The organism is Shewanella sp. VK101 (genome assembly GCF_056497865.1).
The window spans coordinates 3,188,787-3,203,748 of sequence record NZ_CM151402.1 but is presented as its reverse complement, the minus strand read 5'-3'; the positions used below and the strand labels follow the sequence as shown (position 1 = coordinate 3,203,748).

At 44.2% G+C, this 14,962-nt stretch carries 12 protein-coding genes; 11 read left to right on the top strand and 1 reads right to left on the bottom strand.

Annotated elements, in window-relative coordinates:
* Position 1: 1 nt before the first annotated feature.
* The 10 genes from ACSHSR_RS14220 (at position 2) to ACSHSR_RS14175 (ending at position 13,278) form a co-directional block, all read left to right on the top strand.
* On the top strand, positions 2–1,351 hold the full coding sequence (locus ACSHSR_RS14220; protein ID WP_479630864.1) for a phenylacetate--CoA ligase family protein: 1,350 nt from the start codon (positions 2–4) through the stop codon (positions 1,349–1,351).
* Positions 1,348–3,489 (top strand): bi-domain-containing oxidoreductase, encoded by a 2,142-nt coding sequence (locus ACSHSR_RS14215; RefSeq protein ID WP_479630863.1) that lies wholly within the window; start codon positions 1,348–1,350, stop codon positions 3,487–3,489. Before ACSHSR_RS14220 ends, ACSHSR_RS14215 begins: the two co-directional genes overlap by 4 nt.
* Positions 3,486–5,297, top strand: coding sequence for a heparinase II/III family protein (locus ACSHSR_RS14210; protein ID WP_342655921.1), 1,812 nt, complete (start codon positions 3,486–3,488; stop codon positions 5,295–5,297). Before ACSHSR_RS14215 ends, ACSHSR_RS14210 begins: the two co-directional genes overlap by 4 nt.
* Positions 5,297–6,556, top strand: a complete 1,260-nt coding sequence (locus tag ACSHSR_RS14205) for a glycosyltransferase family 4 protein (protein ID WP_479630862.1) — start codon at positions 5,297–5,299, stop codon at positions 6,554–6,556. Before ACSHSR_RS14210 ends, ACSHSR_RS14205 begins: the two co-directional genes overlap by 1 nt.
* Positions 6,540–7,136 (top strand): sugar transferase, encoded by a 597-nt coding sequence (locus tag ACSHSR_RS14200; RefSeq protein WP_208126144.1) that lies wholly within the window; start codon positions 6,540–6,542, stop codon positions 7,134–7,136. Before ACSHSR_RS14205 ends, ACSHSR_RS14200 begins: the two co-directional genes overlap by 17 nt.
* Complete coding sequence (locus tag ACSHSR_RS14195; RefSeq protein WP_208125713.1) at positions 7,129–7,755, top strand: acetyltransferase; 627 nt, start codon at positions 7,129–7,131, stop codon at positions 7,753–7,755. Before ACSHSR_RS14200 ends, ACSHSR_RS14195 begins: the two co-directional genes overlap by 8 nt.
* 26 nt (positions 7,756–7,781) lie before the next feature.
* Positions 7,782–8,957 (top strand): DegT/DnrJ/EryC1/StrS family aminotransferase, encoded by a 1,176-nt coding sequence (locus tag ACSHSR_RS14190; protein WP_208125714.1) that lies wholly within the window; start codon positions 7,782–7,784, stop codon positions 8,955–8,957.
* 60 nt (positions 8,958–9,017) lie between these two features.
* Positions 9,018–10,949, top strand: a complete 1,932-nt coding sequence (locus ACSHSR_RS14185) for a polysaccharide biosynthesis protein (RefSeq protein WP_208125715.1) — start codon at positions 9,018–9,020, stop codon at positions 10,947–10,949.
* A 122-nt stretch (positions 10,950–11,071) separates the two neighbouring features.
* Positions 11,072–12,235 (top strand): nucleotide sugar dehydrogenase, encoded by a 1,164-nt coding sequence (locus tag ACSHSR_RS14180; protein ID WP_479630861.1) that lies wholly within the window; start codon positions 11,072–11,074, stop codon positions 12,233–12,235.
* A gap of 41 nt (positions 12,236–12,276) precedes the next feature.
* Positions 12,277–13,278 carry an NAD-dependent epimerase gene (locus ACSHSR_RS14175; RefSeq protein WP_335915599.1) on the top strand — a complete coding sequence of 334 codons (1,002 nt, stop codon included), beginning with the start codon at positions 12,277–12,279 and terminating at the stop codon, positions 13,276–13,278.
* A gap of 90 nt (positions 13,279–13,368) precedes the next feature.
* Here ACSHSR_RS14175 and ACSHSR_RS14170 read toward each other — a convergent pair whose 3' ends face one another.
* Positions 13,369–13,842, bottom strand: coding sequence for a copper resistance protein NlpE (locus tag ACSHSR_RS14170; RefSeq protein ID WP_243756960.1), 474 nt, complete (start codon positions 13,840–13,842; stop codon positions 13,369–13,371).
* A gap of 209 nt (positions 13,843–14,051) precedes the next feature.
* On the opposite strand from ACSHSR_RS14170, the gene rfbC reads away from it, so the two are divergent.
* Positions 14,052–14,615: a dTDP-4-dehydrorhamnose 3,5-epimerase gene (gene rfbC / locus ACSHSR_RS14165; protein WP_159352279.1), complete on the top strand. Its 564-nt coding sequence runs from the start codon at positions 14,052–14,054 to the stop codon at positions 14,613–14,615.
* Positions 14,616–14,962: the final 347 nt, after the last annotated feature.

Here is a 14,962-nt window from a genome sequence, read left to right as displayed (position 1 = left end):
TGTGGTTCACCGTATTTATCTTGCTTTGCCTTACTTTTTACAAAACGTACTGCTCACTTTCTTTGCTTTTTTTAACGATAAAAGGAGGTATGGTGGGCGTTATAGGCATATTGAAGAAGAAGTTTTTAACCGTGGTAAATTTTCACCGAAAGAACTAAAAGCATATCAAATTAAAAAATTAAAGGAAGCTTTAGAACATGCTCAAAATTCTAAATATTGGGCTAAAAGATTTAATGAGTTTGGGGTGGATCCGAGTAGCGAAAATCCAATATCTGAATTACTGAAATTGCCAATTCTGACGAAGCATGAAGTCAGAAATTGTGCTTCTCAAATAAGAATAGATACAAATAACTCTATAAAAGTACACACTAGTGGTACAACAGGTGCCGGGCTTATATTTTATGAAACTCAGCAATCAGAAGCGGAACGCTGGGCTACATGGTGGAGATATCGAAATGATTTAGGGATCTATCGTGGTGACTGGTGTGTTTTATTTGGTGGTCGTTCAATTATAGCGCCAGACTATAAAGGTAAAAATTTCCATCGGGTTAATTATTATAGCAAGCAGGTTTTGTTTAGTTGTTACCATTTGAGTAATGAGAATATAAAGTTTTATATTCAGGAACTAAATAGTCGAAAGATAGAATGGATTCATGGTTACCCATCTGTCATTTCTGAGCTTGCGCACCTGGCTTTGGAGAATAATTACAGGCTGGATTATAAAGTTAAGAGTATTACATTGGGTGCGGAGAGTTTGAGTGCTAATCAAGCTCGAGTAATTGAAAGCTTTTTCGGTGTTCGGCCTAAACAACACTATGGACTTGCAGAGTCTGTTGCAAATTTGTCGCAGAAATCTAATGATGCACAGTTACATGTTGATGAAGACTTCGCCTATGTCGAGTTTATTCCTGTTGATGGTTCTGAAGGCTTAAGCAGAATAGTGGGAACAAATTTTACAAACAAATCCTTCCCTTTGTTTAGATACGATACCGGTGACTTAGCAAGTGGGTTAAATGAAAATACGTTTCCAAGGGTTGTAAGGGATATTGATGGGCGAAAAGAGGACTATGTACTGTTACCTAATGGCAGTAAAGTGGGGCGTTTAGACCATATTTTTAAAGATGCAGTGTATGTGGATGAAGCTCAAATAGTGCAACTTGAAGACTTTTCCTTAGAGGTGAAACTGGTTGTCAACCAAGCTTGGGATGATGACATTCACTTTCCAGAGTTAGAAGGCGAATTCCGAGAACGGCTAGGACGAGATATTAAAATTGTATTAAACAAAGTTGAATCTATAGAAAGAACTAAATCTGGCAAACTAAGATTCGTAATTTCAAAGGTAAAGAAATGAAACAAATTCTTCAAGACATGGCTGCCGGTGGTTCAGCTATAGTCGAAGCACCAGCGCCACAAGCTTCAAAAAATCATGTGGTTATCAATACCACTACAACACTTATATCCGCTGGCACTGAACGTATGTTGGTTGACTTTGGTAAAGCTAGCATGTTGGAAAAAGCACGACAGCAGCCGGATAAAGTCAAAATGGTTCTAGAGAAGGTTCAAACGGATGGTTTGATGACCACCGTTGATGCTGTGAAGTCAAAACTAGCACAGCCACTTCCTTTGGGTTATTGCAACGTTGGAATTATCGACTCTGTTGGTAAGGGAATAGACAACTTTAAAGAAGGGGATCGTGTCGTATCAAACGGCCCTCATGCAGATGTTGTTCGCGTACCAAAAAACTTATGTGCTTTGATTCCCGATAATGTATCCGATGAGGAAGCATCGTTTACAGTGGTAGCGAGCATTGGTTTGCAAGGTATTCGCTTGGCGGAACCTACGTTGGGTGAAGCGTTTGTCGTGACCGGAGTAGGTTTAATTGGTTTGCTGACGGTTCAACTGCTCCGTGCTCAAGGTTGTCGTGTTCTGGCCATTGATTATGACGATTCGAAACTAGAACTGGCTAAACAATTTGGCGCCCAAGTTTGCAACCCGGGCAGGGGCGAAGATCCTGTCGCCGCTGGTATGGCATTCAGCCGTGGAAACGGTGTTGACGGGGTTATTATTACAGCCTCAACAAAATCTAATGATCCAGTGACACAAGCTGCACGCATGAGCCGTAAACGCGGCCGTATTATTCTTGTTGGTGTGACAGGCTTAGAGCTCAATCGTGCCGACTTCTATGAAAAGGAATTGACATTCCAAGTTTCTTGTTCTTATGGTCCTGGCCGCTACGATGCAGACTACGAAGATAAAGGCAATGACTACCCTTACGCGTTTGTGCGTTGGACCGAGCAGCGTAACTTTGAAGCCATCTTAGATATGATGTCTTCGGGCCAAGTGGATGTTAAGCCTCTTATTACTCACCGATTCAAATTTGAAGATGCAGCTCAGGCATATGAGCTCCTGACTTCTGATAAATCGGCACTTGGCATTTTGCTTCAATACCAGAGCGAGTCCAGTACTCGCCATGAGAAATCCGTTACGCTCAACAGTGGAGTGATATTTGAGGCATCTAAGCCTGTCGTTGGTTTTGTCGGCGCCGGTAACTATGCTTCCCGCATGTTGATCCCGGCGTTTAAAGCGGGAGGCGCTCAATTACATACTATCGCCACTTCTGGTGGTATTAACGGTGTAACTCATGGTGAAAAAGCAGGTTTTGCTAAAACGACCACAGATACGAGTGCGATGATTTCTGATCCAGAAATTAATACTGTCGCTATTGTTACGCGTCATAACAGCCATGCTCACTTTGTATCTGAAGCGCTAAGCGTAGGCAAAAACGTATTTGTCGAAAAGCCTTTAGCTGTAACGCTAGAAGAACTAGCTAAAGTTGAGGCCACATATTACTCAAAGGCATCTACCGCTACTGCGCCAAAATTAATGGTTGGCTTTAATCGCCGTTTCTCCCCTCAAGTTCAAAAAATGAAAGAATTGCTTTCGTCGGTTAAAGAGCCAAAAAGCTTCATGATGACTATGAATGCAGGAGCTATCCCGGCTGATCATTGGACACAAGACAATGAAGTCGGCGGTGGTCGTATTATTGGAGAGGCGTGCCATTTCATTGATCTAATGAGATACCTAGCTGATTCAGAGATTGTTTCTGTACAGTGTCGTCGTATGGGTGACGTTGATAGTGTTGAGATCACTGAAGATAAAGCTGCGATTATTCTTGGTTTTGCTGATGGTTCTTTCGGCACTATTCATTACTTAGCTAATGGGGCTGCGAACTTTCCGAAAGAGCGCGTAGAAGTTTTTGCGGCAGGGAGAGTGCTTCAATTGGACAACTTCCGTAAGCTAAAAGGTTTTGGTTGGCCTGGTTTTAGTAAAATGAATTTATGGAAACAAGACAAAGGCCAAACAGATTGTGCGGCTGCTTTCCTTAGTGCTATTGAATCAGGTAAAGAGTCGCCGATTCCAGCTCGAGAGTTGTTTGAGGTAGCAAGAATTACAATTGAAATAGCAGAGCAATTGCGTAAACAACAATGAGTCTCAAACTAAAAGCACAGACTGCAATGAACTTAGGTGTTTTTAATTTAGCCAGAGTTGCAGTTTACCAACTAGGTGTACGTACTGGATTAAACCCAGTAAAGCGTCTTAACCAAGCCGCGATATCGGGGCTTTTGTTTCGTCCTTTGTCCGCTTCTGTTCAATGTAAGTCTAGTCAGCTGTACAAATTATCCCCTTTTGGTTGGAAGCCGAAACGATTAGTTGGTGAACTAAGATGGGCGGAAAGTACACTAACCGGACAAAGCTACTCCAACATGGAAAAGCCGTGGTTCTGTTTATCTGATTTTGATTCTAATGTTGGTGATATTAAGGGCATCTGGGAAGCATCTAGATTTGATTGGGTATTAGGCTTAGCGAAGGATTATCTTTCTGGGAGAGAGCAGGCACTTGACGAGCTGAATACAATAGCGAATGATTGGCTAGAGCATAATCCTCCTTATTTAGGGCCGAATTGGAAGTGTGGTCAAGAAGCCTCAATAAGAGTTATGCACTTGGCTATGGCAGCTAGATTACTGAATCAAGTGGAAAGGTCTGAACCCGCACTGTTGGCATTTGTTAAAGCTCACCTAAAACGTATTGCTCCGACGATCTCTTATGCCGTTGCTCAAGATAATAACCATGGAACTTCCGAAGCAGCCGCACTATTTATTGGTGGAAGTTGGCTTGTTTCTAATGGCGATAAAAGCGCTATTCGTTGGCAAAAAATGGGGCGTAAGTGGTTAGAGAATCGAGCAAAGCGTTTGATTGAAGGTGATGGAACATTCAGCCAGTATTCAGTCAATTATCACCGAGTTATGCTAGATACGTACTCAATGGCCGAGCTATGGAGGCGGGAACTCGATCTCAAGTCTTTTAGTCTGTCGCTATATAAAAAAATTGGCTTAGCAACTCAATGGTTATTTCAGTTGACTCAAGAAGTTAATGGGGATGCGCCAAATTTAGGACATAACGATGGTGCAAGGTTATTACCTTTAAGTGACTCTGATTATCGAGATTTTCGCCCAACGGTTCAGCTTGCGTCAGTCCTGTTCTTGAAGTCATCGGCTTGGGGAAAAGCCGGTAGCTATGATGAACCACTTGAACTTCTGGGGTTAAGCAAACCACAGCAAGTACTTAACAAACCAAGTTCATTCCATTTTGCGCAGGGGGGGTACGCTGGGTTAAGAAACAAAACTGGAGCGTTTGTACTATTTAATTACCCAATCTTCCGTTTTCGACCTGCTCAAAACGATGCCCTGCATGTGGACTTTTGGCTTGATGGCGTAAACCTGTTAAGAGACGGTGGTACCTTTAGTTATAATGCTGGTCAAGCATACATTGAATACTATGGTGGGACGCAAAGTCATAACACCGTTCAGTTTGATAATCATGAACAAATGCCTCGTTTGAGCAGGTTTCTCTTAGGAGCTTGGCTTAAGGCTGAAGATGTCCATTGGGATGAGGCTCGACAATATTGTGCTGCCAGTTACCGTGACTATCTTGGGTGCCATCACAAGAGGGAGGTTTCTCTTTCAGAAAGCACATTGCGAGTTGTTGATGATATCCACGGTGTGCAGAAAAAGGCGATACTACGTTGGCGCTTGAGTCCTGGGGAATGGACTATAGAAGGCAAGAGAATTACCAACCATATTCATTCTATAACGATAAATAGTAATACCTGCATTAAACGGCTTGAGTTAGTTGAAGGAAAAGAGTCGCGCTATTACTACCAAGAAACTTCCATTCCCGTTCTGGAAATAGAAGTTACGTCTGATGGAATGATAACGACAGAGTATAATTACAGCTAATGAATATTCTTTATTTTCACCAACACTTTTCAACACCTAAAGGTTCTACCGGAATACGTTCCTATGAGATGGCAAGGCGTCTTATATATCATGGGCATAGTGTTACTATGGTATGTGGTACATATGGCGGGGGAGCGACAGGCTTAGAATCAGAGTTTATTGCTGGAAAACGTGAGGGTGTGGTCGATGGTATCCGCATTGTTGAGTTTAATTTGGCGTATTCTAATTCCGATGGCTTTCTTAAAAGAAGCATGACTTTTGTTAAATTTGCACTTAAAAGTATCGGCTTAGCTTTTACGGAAAAATACGATGTATTGTTTGCAACAACAACACCATTAACAGCGGGTATTCCTGGTGTATTTGCACGTTGGTTACGTGGGAAACCTTTTGTATTTGAAGTGAGAGATTTGTGGCCTGAATTACCAAAAGAAATGGGAGTAATTAAGAACCCCTTAATTTTGGGTTTGATGTCATTATTAGAGTGGGTTTCTTATCGGAGTGCGCATCGCTGTATTGGTCTTTCTCCTGGCATTGTTGATGGAATTAAGAAGCGAGGTGTCGCGGAAGACAAGATCACAATGGTACCCAATGGTTGCGACTTGTCTATCTTTACTCAGCCTAGCGAACCCTGGAGACCAGACGGGGTTGCCGAAGAAGATCTCATGGCTATTTTTACTGGTACTCATGGTATGGCTAACGGTCTGGATGCTGTCTTAAACGCGGCGACAGAGTTACAAAACCGTGGTCGAGACGATATTAAGCTAGTTTTGGTCGGACAAGGTAAGTTAAAGCCGCTATTGGAGGCTAAAGCACAAGAGTTAAAACTCAAAAATGTGATCTTTCACCCTCCAGTCAACAAACAAAAGTTAGCGGGTTTAATGGCAAGTGCAGATGTAGGTATGCAGGTGTTAGCAAATATTCCAGCTTTTTATTACGGGACATCACCTAATAAATTCTTTGATTACATATCCGCAGGACTGCCTGTTATTAATAATTATCCAGGTTGGCTTGCTGGTATGATTGAAGACTTGCAGTGTGGTTTTGCCGTTGTTCCAGACAGCCCTAAGGCGTTTGCGAATGCGCTAGAGTTGGCAGCAGACAACCGAGAAGCACTTGTTACGATGGGGGAATCGGCTCGACAACTTGCTGAAAGTCAATTTGACCGTCAGGTGTTAGCTGATAAGTGGGTTCAGTGGGTAGTAGGGACGGTTCAATCAGATGAGAAATCTGCAGAGGTGAATGATGAAAAGATTATTTGATATCTTTGCCTCTTTATGCGGCCTCATTTTACTTTCACCTATTATCGCGTTTGTTGCGTGGAGAATACGTAAGAACCTAGGTGCACCCGTATTGTTTCGTCAAATACGTCCTGGTTTAAATGGTAAACCGTTTGAAATGATTAAGTTCCGTACCATGAAGGATGCGGTTGACCAGCAAGGGAATTCACTTCCTGATTCGGCGCGAATGACCCCGTTTGGAGACAAGTTAAGAAATTCAAGCCTCGATGAGCTTCCGGAGTTATGGAACGTGTTAAAAGGTGACATGAGCTTAGTCGGGCCACGTCCGTTATTGATGCAGTATTTACCACTTTATAGTAAAGAACAAGCAAGGCGTCATGAGGCAAGACCGGGGATCACTGGCTGGGCTCAAATCAATGGGCGTAATGCAATCAGTTGGGAAGAAAAATTTAAGCTCGATGTTTGGTATGTTGATAACCATAGTCTAATGTTGGATGTTTGTATTTTATTTAAAACAGTTAAAAAGATAATTGTGAAAGAAGGGATTGCTGCAGAAGGACATGTAACTATCGAGCCATTTAAAGGAAACAAAGATGATTAAGCGTTGTGCTATTTTTGGTGCAGGTGGTCACGGTAAAGTTGTTGCTGAGTTGGCTGAATTGAATGGGTATCAAAATGTCGTTTTTTTTGATGATAATTGGCCAAAATTGAAATCTGTTGAGCACTGGCCCGTTGTAGGTTGTTATGATTCTCTTTTGTCTACAGCCAAAAATTACTTATTAACAGTTATCGCTATCGGCGACAATCGTGCTCGATTAAAGATTCAAAATAAATTGCTTTTAAGCGGAGCGTGCTTTGGGGTGCTAGTACATCCTTCTGCCAGTGTAAGTCGTTATGCTAGTCTAGGGATAGGTACTGTAGTAATGGCTAATGCTGTGGTAAATCCCTTCGCGACGGTAGGTTGTGCGTGCATTATAAACACCTCTGCTACCGTTGATCATGATAGTAATCTAGCTGACGGAGTTCATATAAGCCCAGGAGCTAATCTCGCGGGAGCGGTATTCGTCGGCAAAAGAAGTTGGATTGGAATTGGAAGTCAAGTAAAACAGAGAGTTGAAATTGGAGATGATGTAACTGTTGGTGCTGGTTCCACAGTTATTAATAATATTCCAGAGCTTCAAATCGTAGTTGGTTCTCCAGCAAAACCTATTGCTGGCTAATTTTTAATATAGTTTCAGGTGATATCGTGCTTAATACTTCATTTTCTCCATGGCCTTCTTTCACTCAAGAAGAAGCTGATGCAGTTAGTCGTGTACTACTTTCAAATAAAGTGAACTACTGGACGGGTTGCGAGTGCCGTGAATTCGAAAAAGAATTCGCTGCTTGGGTTGGGTGTGAATATGCGGTTGCGCTTGGCAACGGGACTCTCGCGCTGGACGTGGCGCTTAAAGCATTGAGTGTTGGGGAGGGGGATGAGGTCATTACGACGCCTAGAACCTTTCTTGCTTCGGCATCATCTATTGTTACTGCTGGTGCTAACCCTGTGTTTGCAGATGTGGATCTTAATAGTCAAGCCATTACGGCAGAGTCAATCGAAGCGGTATTAACGCCCAAGACTAAAGCTGTGATTGTAGTGCACTTGGGGGGCATGCCTGCTGAAATGGATGCCATTATGGCACTTTCAGAAAAACATGGCTTTTATGTTATTGAAGATTGTGCCCAGGCGCATGGTGCAAAATACAAAGGTCACAGTGTGGGGACTATTGGTCACATCGGTGCTTGGAGCTTTTGCCAAGACAAGATTATGACTACAGGAGGCGAAGGTGGTATGGTCACCACAAACTCAAAAGAGCTTTGGGCCAAAATGTGGAGTTATAAAGATCATGGTAAAAGCTACGATGCTGTTTATAACGCGCAACACCAGCCAGGGTTTAGATGGTTGCATGAAAGCTTTGGTACTAACTGGCGTATGACTGAGATACAAGCTGTTCTTGGTCGAATTCAACTTACTCGTATGGAACAGTGGACAACTAATAGACAGTCGCACGGTAAAATGTTGGATGATGTTGTTAAAGGTTTTGCTTGCATTCGCGTGGTAGAAGTACCCGATTATATTGAACATGCAGAATATAAACACTACTTTTTCGTTCGCCCTGAAAAGTTGAACCTAGGGTGGGATCGTGATCGCATTGTAAATGCGGTGGTTGAGAAAGGCGTACCATGTATGCAAGGTAGCTGCGCAGAGGTTTACCTGGAAAAGGCATTTGATAATACGCCATGGCGACCAGCTGTAAGACTTGAAAACGCCAGACTTCTCGGCGAAACCAGTATTATGATGTTGGTTCATCCAACATTGGCCAAGGATGAGATGAGTAAAGCCTGCAAAGTGTTGGATGAAGTATTATCCTTGGCTTCTAAGTGAAGTTTTTGCCTTATCGATGGGGTCATAGGGCCCTTTTTAACATTAAACCAAGGTGTTGAAATGGACTTTTTTCAGTTTTTATTCTCACTTAAGCGGCCTCATAAGCGTATTGTGAGTGTCGCTGTTGATTCAGTTTTTCTTATCTTGGCATTTTGGTTTGCACTCTTCGTTCGACTGGACTCTGTTGCCATCGTATCTAAGGGACAGTACTGGTTGTTAATCGCATTGGTGTGCCCGGTAAGTATTCTGGCTTTTATTCGACTCGGTCTTTATCGAGCGGTGCTTAGATATTTGGGGAGCCAAGCGATGACGGCAATAGTGGCTGGCGTGATATTGAGCACGCTTGCTATGGTTACTCTCGCTTATTTCCTCAGTGTTGATTTGCCAAGAACCGTGCCTTTTATTTACGCTTCATTTGCCTTAGTCTTTGTTGGCGGTGCAAGAGCCTTAATGCGCTCCATGGTCGGTAGTGGTCTCAATCGTCGTGGTGAGCCGGTGATTATTTATGGGGCGGGTGTCAGTGGGCGCCAAACCGCGATCGCTTTGGCTCAAAGCCACGAATATCACCCTGTAGCTTTTGTTGACGATGATACCTCCTTACACGGCATTAATATGCAAGGGTTATATGTTCATTCACCATCAATTCTTAGAAAGTTAATTAAACAAAAGCAGGCATCAAAAGTTTTACTCGCGCTTCCAAGTGCTAGCAGAGCTAGGCGGCAAGAGATTATTCAATCACTCGAGCAACTAAGCGTTAAAGTCTTAACTTTGCCTGCTATGGCCGATTTGGTTAGTGGGGATAAGTTATTTACCGATGTTAAAGAAGTTGAAATTGAAGATCTCTTGGGACGTGACCCAGTTGCTCCCAGAGCAGACTTAATGGCAGCCAATATATCGGGAAAAGTAGTGATGGTAACCGGAGCCGGAGGCTCAATTGGTTCTGAGCTTTGTAGGCAAATTTTACGGCAGTCGCCATCAAAATTGGTTCTTTTTGAACTTTCAGAATTTGGACTTTATTCTATAGAAAGGGAACTGTTGGCGACTAAAAAAGAACTCGGATTGACAGTTGATATCTATCCAGTTTTGGGTTCTGTTCAGCGTCTGAATAGGGTCCAAGCTGTAATGGAAGCCTTTAAAGTACAAACTGTTTATCACGCTGCAGCCTACAAACATGTTCCCTTAGTCGAACATAATGTGGTTGAAGGTGTGCGTAATAATGTATTTGGAACCTTATATACGGCACAAGCGGCTATTGCTGCGGGCGTAGAAACTTTTGTCCTTATTTCAACTGATAAGGCGGTTCGTCCTACCAATGTAATGGGCACGACTAAACGAATGGCTGAACTGGCTTTGCAAGCCCTATCCCATAAAGATAGCTCGACACGTTTTTGCATGGTGCGTTTTGGTAATGTATTGGGCTCTAGTGGCTCGGTTGTTCCATTATTCCGAAAGCAGATAGCAAATGGTGGTCCGGTTACCGTCACTCATGCGGAGATAACACGTTTTTTCATGACAATACCGGAAGCCTCTCAATTGGTTATCCAAGCTGGCGCTATGGGTAAAGGCGGTGATGTTTTCGTATTGGACATGGGGAAATCCGTCAAGATTGTTGATCTCGCCAGAAAGATGGTTCGTTTAAGTGGCTTTGAGGTTAAAGATGAGCACAATCCAGGCGGTGACATTGAAATACTTTTTTCTGGTCTTCGACCAGGGGAAAAGCTCTACGAAGAACTCCTCATTGGCGACAATGTTGAAGGTACAGGGCACGAACGAATAATGACTGCCAATGAGGTATTTTTAACCTGGGATGAGCTCAAGCCAATTCTTGATAGATTGGATAAGGCATGTCATGACTTTGACCACGAGGCGATTCGAGATTTGTTGCTCAAAGCACCAACTGGATTTAACCCTTCAGACGGTATTTGTGATTTGGTTTGGCTGAGTAAGCACAAAGCACAAAATTCAAATGTAGTTCCTATCATCGCTTCCTAGTGATGTGAGCTGATGTAAATGAGTTTCACCAAGAACGGGTACATAATGTACGTTATCTAAGCGTGCTGTGCTCGTTTTTTATTTACCAAAATTGCGTACAGCATAAACCATTGGGCAATAAAATGAAGATAGTGGTTGTTGGTACGGGTTATGTGGGCTTGTCAAATGCGGTGTTGTTGGCACAACATAACCAGGTGTGGGCGTTGGATGTCTCCTCGAAGAGGGTGGCAATGGTCAATGCCGGGCACTCGCCCATCGCCGATGAGCTTATTGAACAGCACTTGGTGAGCAATAAGTTGCAGTTAACTGCCACAACGGACAAAGAAGTCTATCGCGGTGCAGATTATGTCATCATTGCAACACCAACGGATTACGACCCTAAGACTAACTACTTCGATACCAGTACCGTCGACGAGGTGACGCGGGACATTGTCGCCGTTAATCCCTCTGCTTGCATTGTAATTAAATCAACTGTGCCAGTTGGTTTCACCAGAGCATTACGTGAGAAGTACAACTCGGCCAATATCATATTCTCACCTGAGTTTTTGAGAGAAGGCAAAGCTTTATACGATAACCTCTATCCTTCGAGGATCATTGTCGGCGAACGTTCTGAGCGGGCAGAGCGCTTTGCTCATCTGTTAGCCGGAGCCGCGCTAAAACCAGATATTCCGGTACTTTTTACCGGCAGCACAGAAGCCGAAGCCATTAAGCTTTTTGCCAACACATACTTGGCCATGCGTGTGGCTTATTTTAATGAGCTGGATACTTACGCTGAAACCCATGGGCTGGATACCCGCCAGATAATCGATGGTGTGTGTTTGGACCCCAGGATTGGGAGTCACTATAACAACCCATCATTCGGTTATGGTGGCTACTGTTTACCGAAAGATACCAAGCAACTGCTTGCCAATTACAACCAGGTTCCCAACAATCTGATTGCGGCCATAGTGGATGCCAATAGAACTCGTAAGGACTTTATTGCGGACTCTATTATTGCCAGAAAGCCCAAATTGGTTGGCGTATATCGGTTGATAATGAAGTCAGGCTCAGATAACTTCCGCGCTTCTGCAGTGCAAGGCGTGATGAAGCGGATTAAAGCCAAAGGGATTGAAGTGGTGGTTTACGAGCCGGTACTTGAGGAGAATGAGTTTTTCCGTTCGCGAGTGATAAGCGACTTGGCAGAGTTTAAGCAGATCTCTGATGTGATTATTTCCAATCGCATGGTCGATGAGCTAAAAGATGTGGCCGATAAAGTCTATACCCGGGATCTGTTTGGAAATGACTGAATACGCCGCATAAGGGCTGCAAGTTGAATGAGACCAACAAAATGAAATATCTGGTGACCGGCGCAGCTGGCTTTATCGGTGCCCGAGTTTGCGAACGGCTTTGTGAGGCAGGGTGCGAAGTGGTTGGTATCGACAATCTCAATGATTACTACGATGTCAGTTTAAAACAGGCCAGATTGCAAAAGCTGGTTGACTTTAACCATTTCCAATTCCAAAAGCTTGATCTTGCCGACCTGGAAGCCATGGCTGAACTCTTTGCCAAAGGCAGTTTCAAGCGGGTTATCCACTTGGGTGCCCAAGCCGGCGTCCGTTATTCGATTGAAAATCCCTATGCTTATGCAGACAGTAATCTTGTTGGCACTCTTACTGTGTTGGAAGGTTGTCGCCATCACGGCATAGAGCATTTAGTGTACGCCTCTTCCAGCTCTGTTTATGGCCTCAATAAGAAGATGCCGTTTGCGACAACGGATTCGGTTGATCATCCGGTTTCTTTCTATGCGGCGACCAAAAAAGCCAATGAGATGATGGCTCATAGCTATGCGCACCTATATGGCTTGCCAACAACGGGACTGAGGTTTTTCACCGTCTATGGCCCATGGGGGCGCCCGGATATGGCGCCTATGCTTTTTGCCGATGCCATTACCTCTGGCAGGCCCATCAAGGTGTTTAATCAGGGGGATATGAGCCGTGACTTCACCTTTATTGATGATATTGTCGAAGGCATTATCAGAGTGGCCGATAAAGTGCCAAAGGCACAAAGTGATTGGACGGTAGAGCAGGGCACTCCGGCAACAAGCAGTGCTCCATATCGCGTGTACAACATAGGCAATGGCAGCCCGGTTCGTTTATTGGACTTTATCAGCGAGCTTGAAGTAGCGCTCGGGCAAAAGGCCGAAAAAATTATGCTGCCTATGCAAGATGGTGATGTCCAGGCCACTTGGGCAGATACCGAAGATTTATTTAAAGCTGTGGCTTACAAACCACAAGTTGGGATCAGTGAAGGGGTGAAGGCTTTTGCTGATTGGTATAAAGCCTTTTATTGATAAAAGAGTCATAGTGCACTTCAGATCTGAAGCGCACTATGACTTGACTTGGCTGTATTAGCTTAACTATGCGGCTCTACACTGTGCCAATTACTGTTCTTTACTCAACCTATAGTTATCCGCCAGGCTGCCGGTGATGCGGTTGCCTTCTCTATCCAGCATAAACAGCTGATTTTCCCCTACCAGATATTTACTGCCATCCTCTAGGGTGATTTTGCCGCCGCTGGCATCCCAGGTGAACTTGCCGCTTTCGCTGAATATGCTTTCGTCCTTACCTTGATACACTTGCTGCAGGCGATAGCTGTTGTCTCCCTTGAGCGTCAGCGTGGTTTCTATTCCTGAGCAATCTGCACAGGGCAGCAGCCCTTTATAACTTCCTTCCCAATCCAGCGCATTTTGGCTGGTATCACCCATTGGTACTTGCGCTGTTTGCTCAGCGGGGGCTGTAGCCGTTTCTGTTTGGCCGTTAGTGGCCGGAGATTGTGTCTCCTGGTCTTGGCAAGCCGCCAAGCCAAGCGCCATACCACTCGTCATCAATAACGCAAAAATAGTAGACTTGTTCATGGTTTATTCCCTTAAGTTACCTAAGTTGGCCTTCAGGCTAGCACAGCTGTTTTGGCGGGAGTAAGGCTTTTGTCACACCATCTGGGTTACGGTTCAGAGCATATTCAGTCACGTAACCGGCTTGTTTACGCAATGCAATGGAAAGGCTATCGTCCTATGACTGCGACTCCTGCTACAATCCCTCCAATTACCGTTTTTTGTGTCTCTTGATGAAAGCTCAATCTCTCCCTTTATCCGGTCTGATATTGTTTACGCCCGAGATCTTCAGCGATACCCGGGGCTATTTTATGGAGTGCTTTCGAGCCTCCGGTTTTGAAAAAGCCTTGATGGATTCCGGTCAGGTTGCTGTCACTTTGGTGCAGGAAAATCACAGTTGCTCTGGCGCGGGAGTGCTTAGGGGACTTCATTTTCAGCGCCAATATCCCCAGGGTAAGTTGATTCGGGTTATCAGCGGTGAGATCTACGATGTCGCCGTCGATATTCGTCCCCAATCTCCCACCTTTGGGCAGTGGCACGGTTTGTATTTATCGGCACAAAATCGCTGTCAGCTGTGGATACCACCGGGGTTTGCCCATGGTTTTTATGTGACCAAGGGGCCGGCCGAGGTGATATACAAGTGCAGCGATTATTATCAGCCCGACGATGAAGGTGCCATTGTCTGGAACGATGCTGACTTAGCGATAGACTGGCCGCTGAATACCGCACTGGGTGAGCCATTACTCTCTGCCAAAGACAGACAGGCCAAGCCCTTTTGCGCTCAAAAGTGGGGTTGAAAACGAATACTTGATAGCAATTACTGACTTCCAATCTTTGGCTTAGAGAATGGTTAAGCAGAATGGCTTAATAGCAGGTTTGTGTTTTTGAGATGGCTGAAATGGCGTCAATCTCACCGGGTTAGGAATGTACCGGAGATAGTTGGGTAACTACAGAATACCATTCTCTAAATTAGTTGATACTTCTTTTTAGATTACGATAATCTGATTTAATCGTTAGTCGCGAATAAGTTTTCTCACTACCTTGGAGTGAACAGCGGCAGGCCGTATTCGCCGCTGTTTAACTGTGCCCGTTTGTTAAGGCGCGCTAACCAAAGGCGCCGGCATTCGCGGCACCTGAATCGGGA

Coding starts and splice junctions, on each gene's coding strand:
- ACSHSR_RS14175 (WP_335915599.1), top strand. CDS start 12,277: ATGAAATATCTGGTGACCGGCGCAGCTGGCTTTATCGGTGCCCGAGTT.
- rfbC (WP_159352279.1), top strand. CDS start 14,052: ATGAAAGCTCAATCTCTCCCTTTATCCGGTCTGATATTGTTTACGCCC.
- ACSHSR_RS14210 (WP_342655921.1), top strand. CDS start 3,486: ATGAGTCTCAAACTAAAAGCACAGACTGCAATGAACTTAGGTGTTTTT.
- ACSHSR_RS14215 (WP_479630863.1), top strand. CDS start 1,348: ATGAAACAAATTCTTCAAGACATGGCTGCCGGTGGTTCAGCTATAGTC.
- ACSHSR_RS14205 (WP_479630862.1), top strand. CDS start 5,297: ATGAATATTCTTTATTTTCACCAACACTTTTCAACACCTAAAGGTTCT.
- ACSHSR_RS14180 (WP_479630861.1), top strand. CDS start 11,072: ATGAAGATAGTGGTTGTTGGTACGGGTTATGTGGGCTTGTCAAATGCG.
- ACSHSR_RS14185 (WP_208125715.1), top strand. CDS start 9,018: ATGGACTTTTTTCAGTTTTTATTCTCACTTAAGCGGCCTCATAAGCGT.
- ACSHSR_RS14195 (WP_208125713.1), top strand. CDS start 7,129: ATGATTAAGCGTTGTGCTATTTTTGGTGCAGGTGGTCACGGTAAAGTT.
- ACSHSR_RS14200 (WP_208126144.1), top strand. CDS start 6,540: ATGAAAAGATTATTTGATATCTTTGCCTCTTTATGCGGCCTCATTTTA.
- ACSHSR_RS14170 (WP_243756960.1), bottom strand. CDS start 13,842: ATGAACAAGTCTACTATTTTTGCGTTATTGATGACGAGTGGTATGGCG.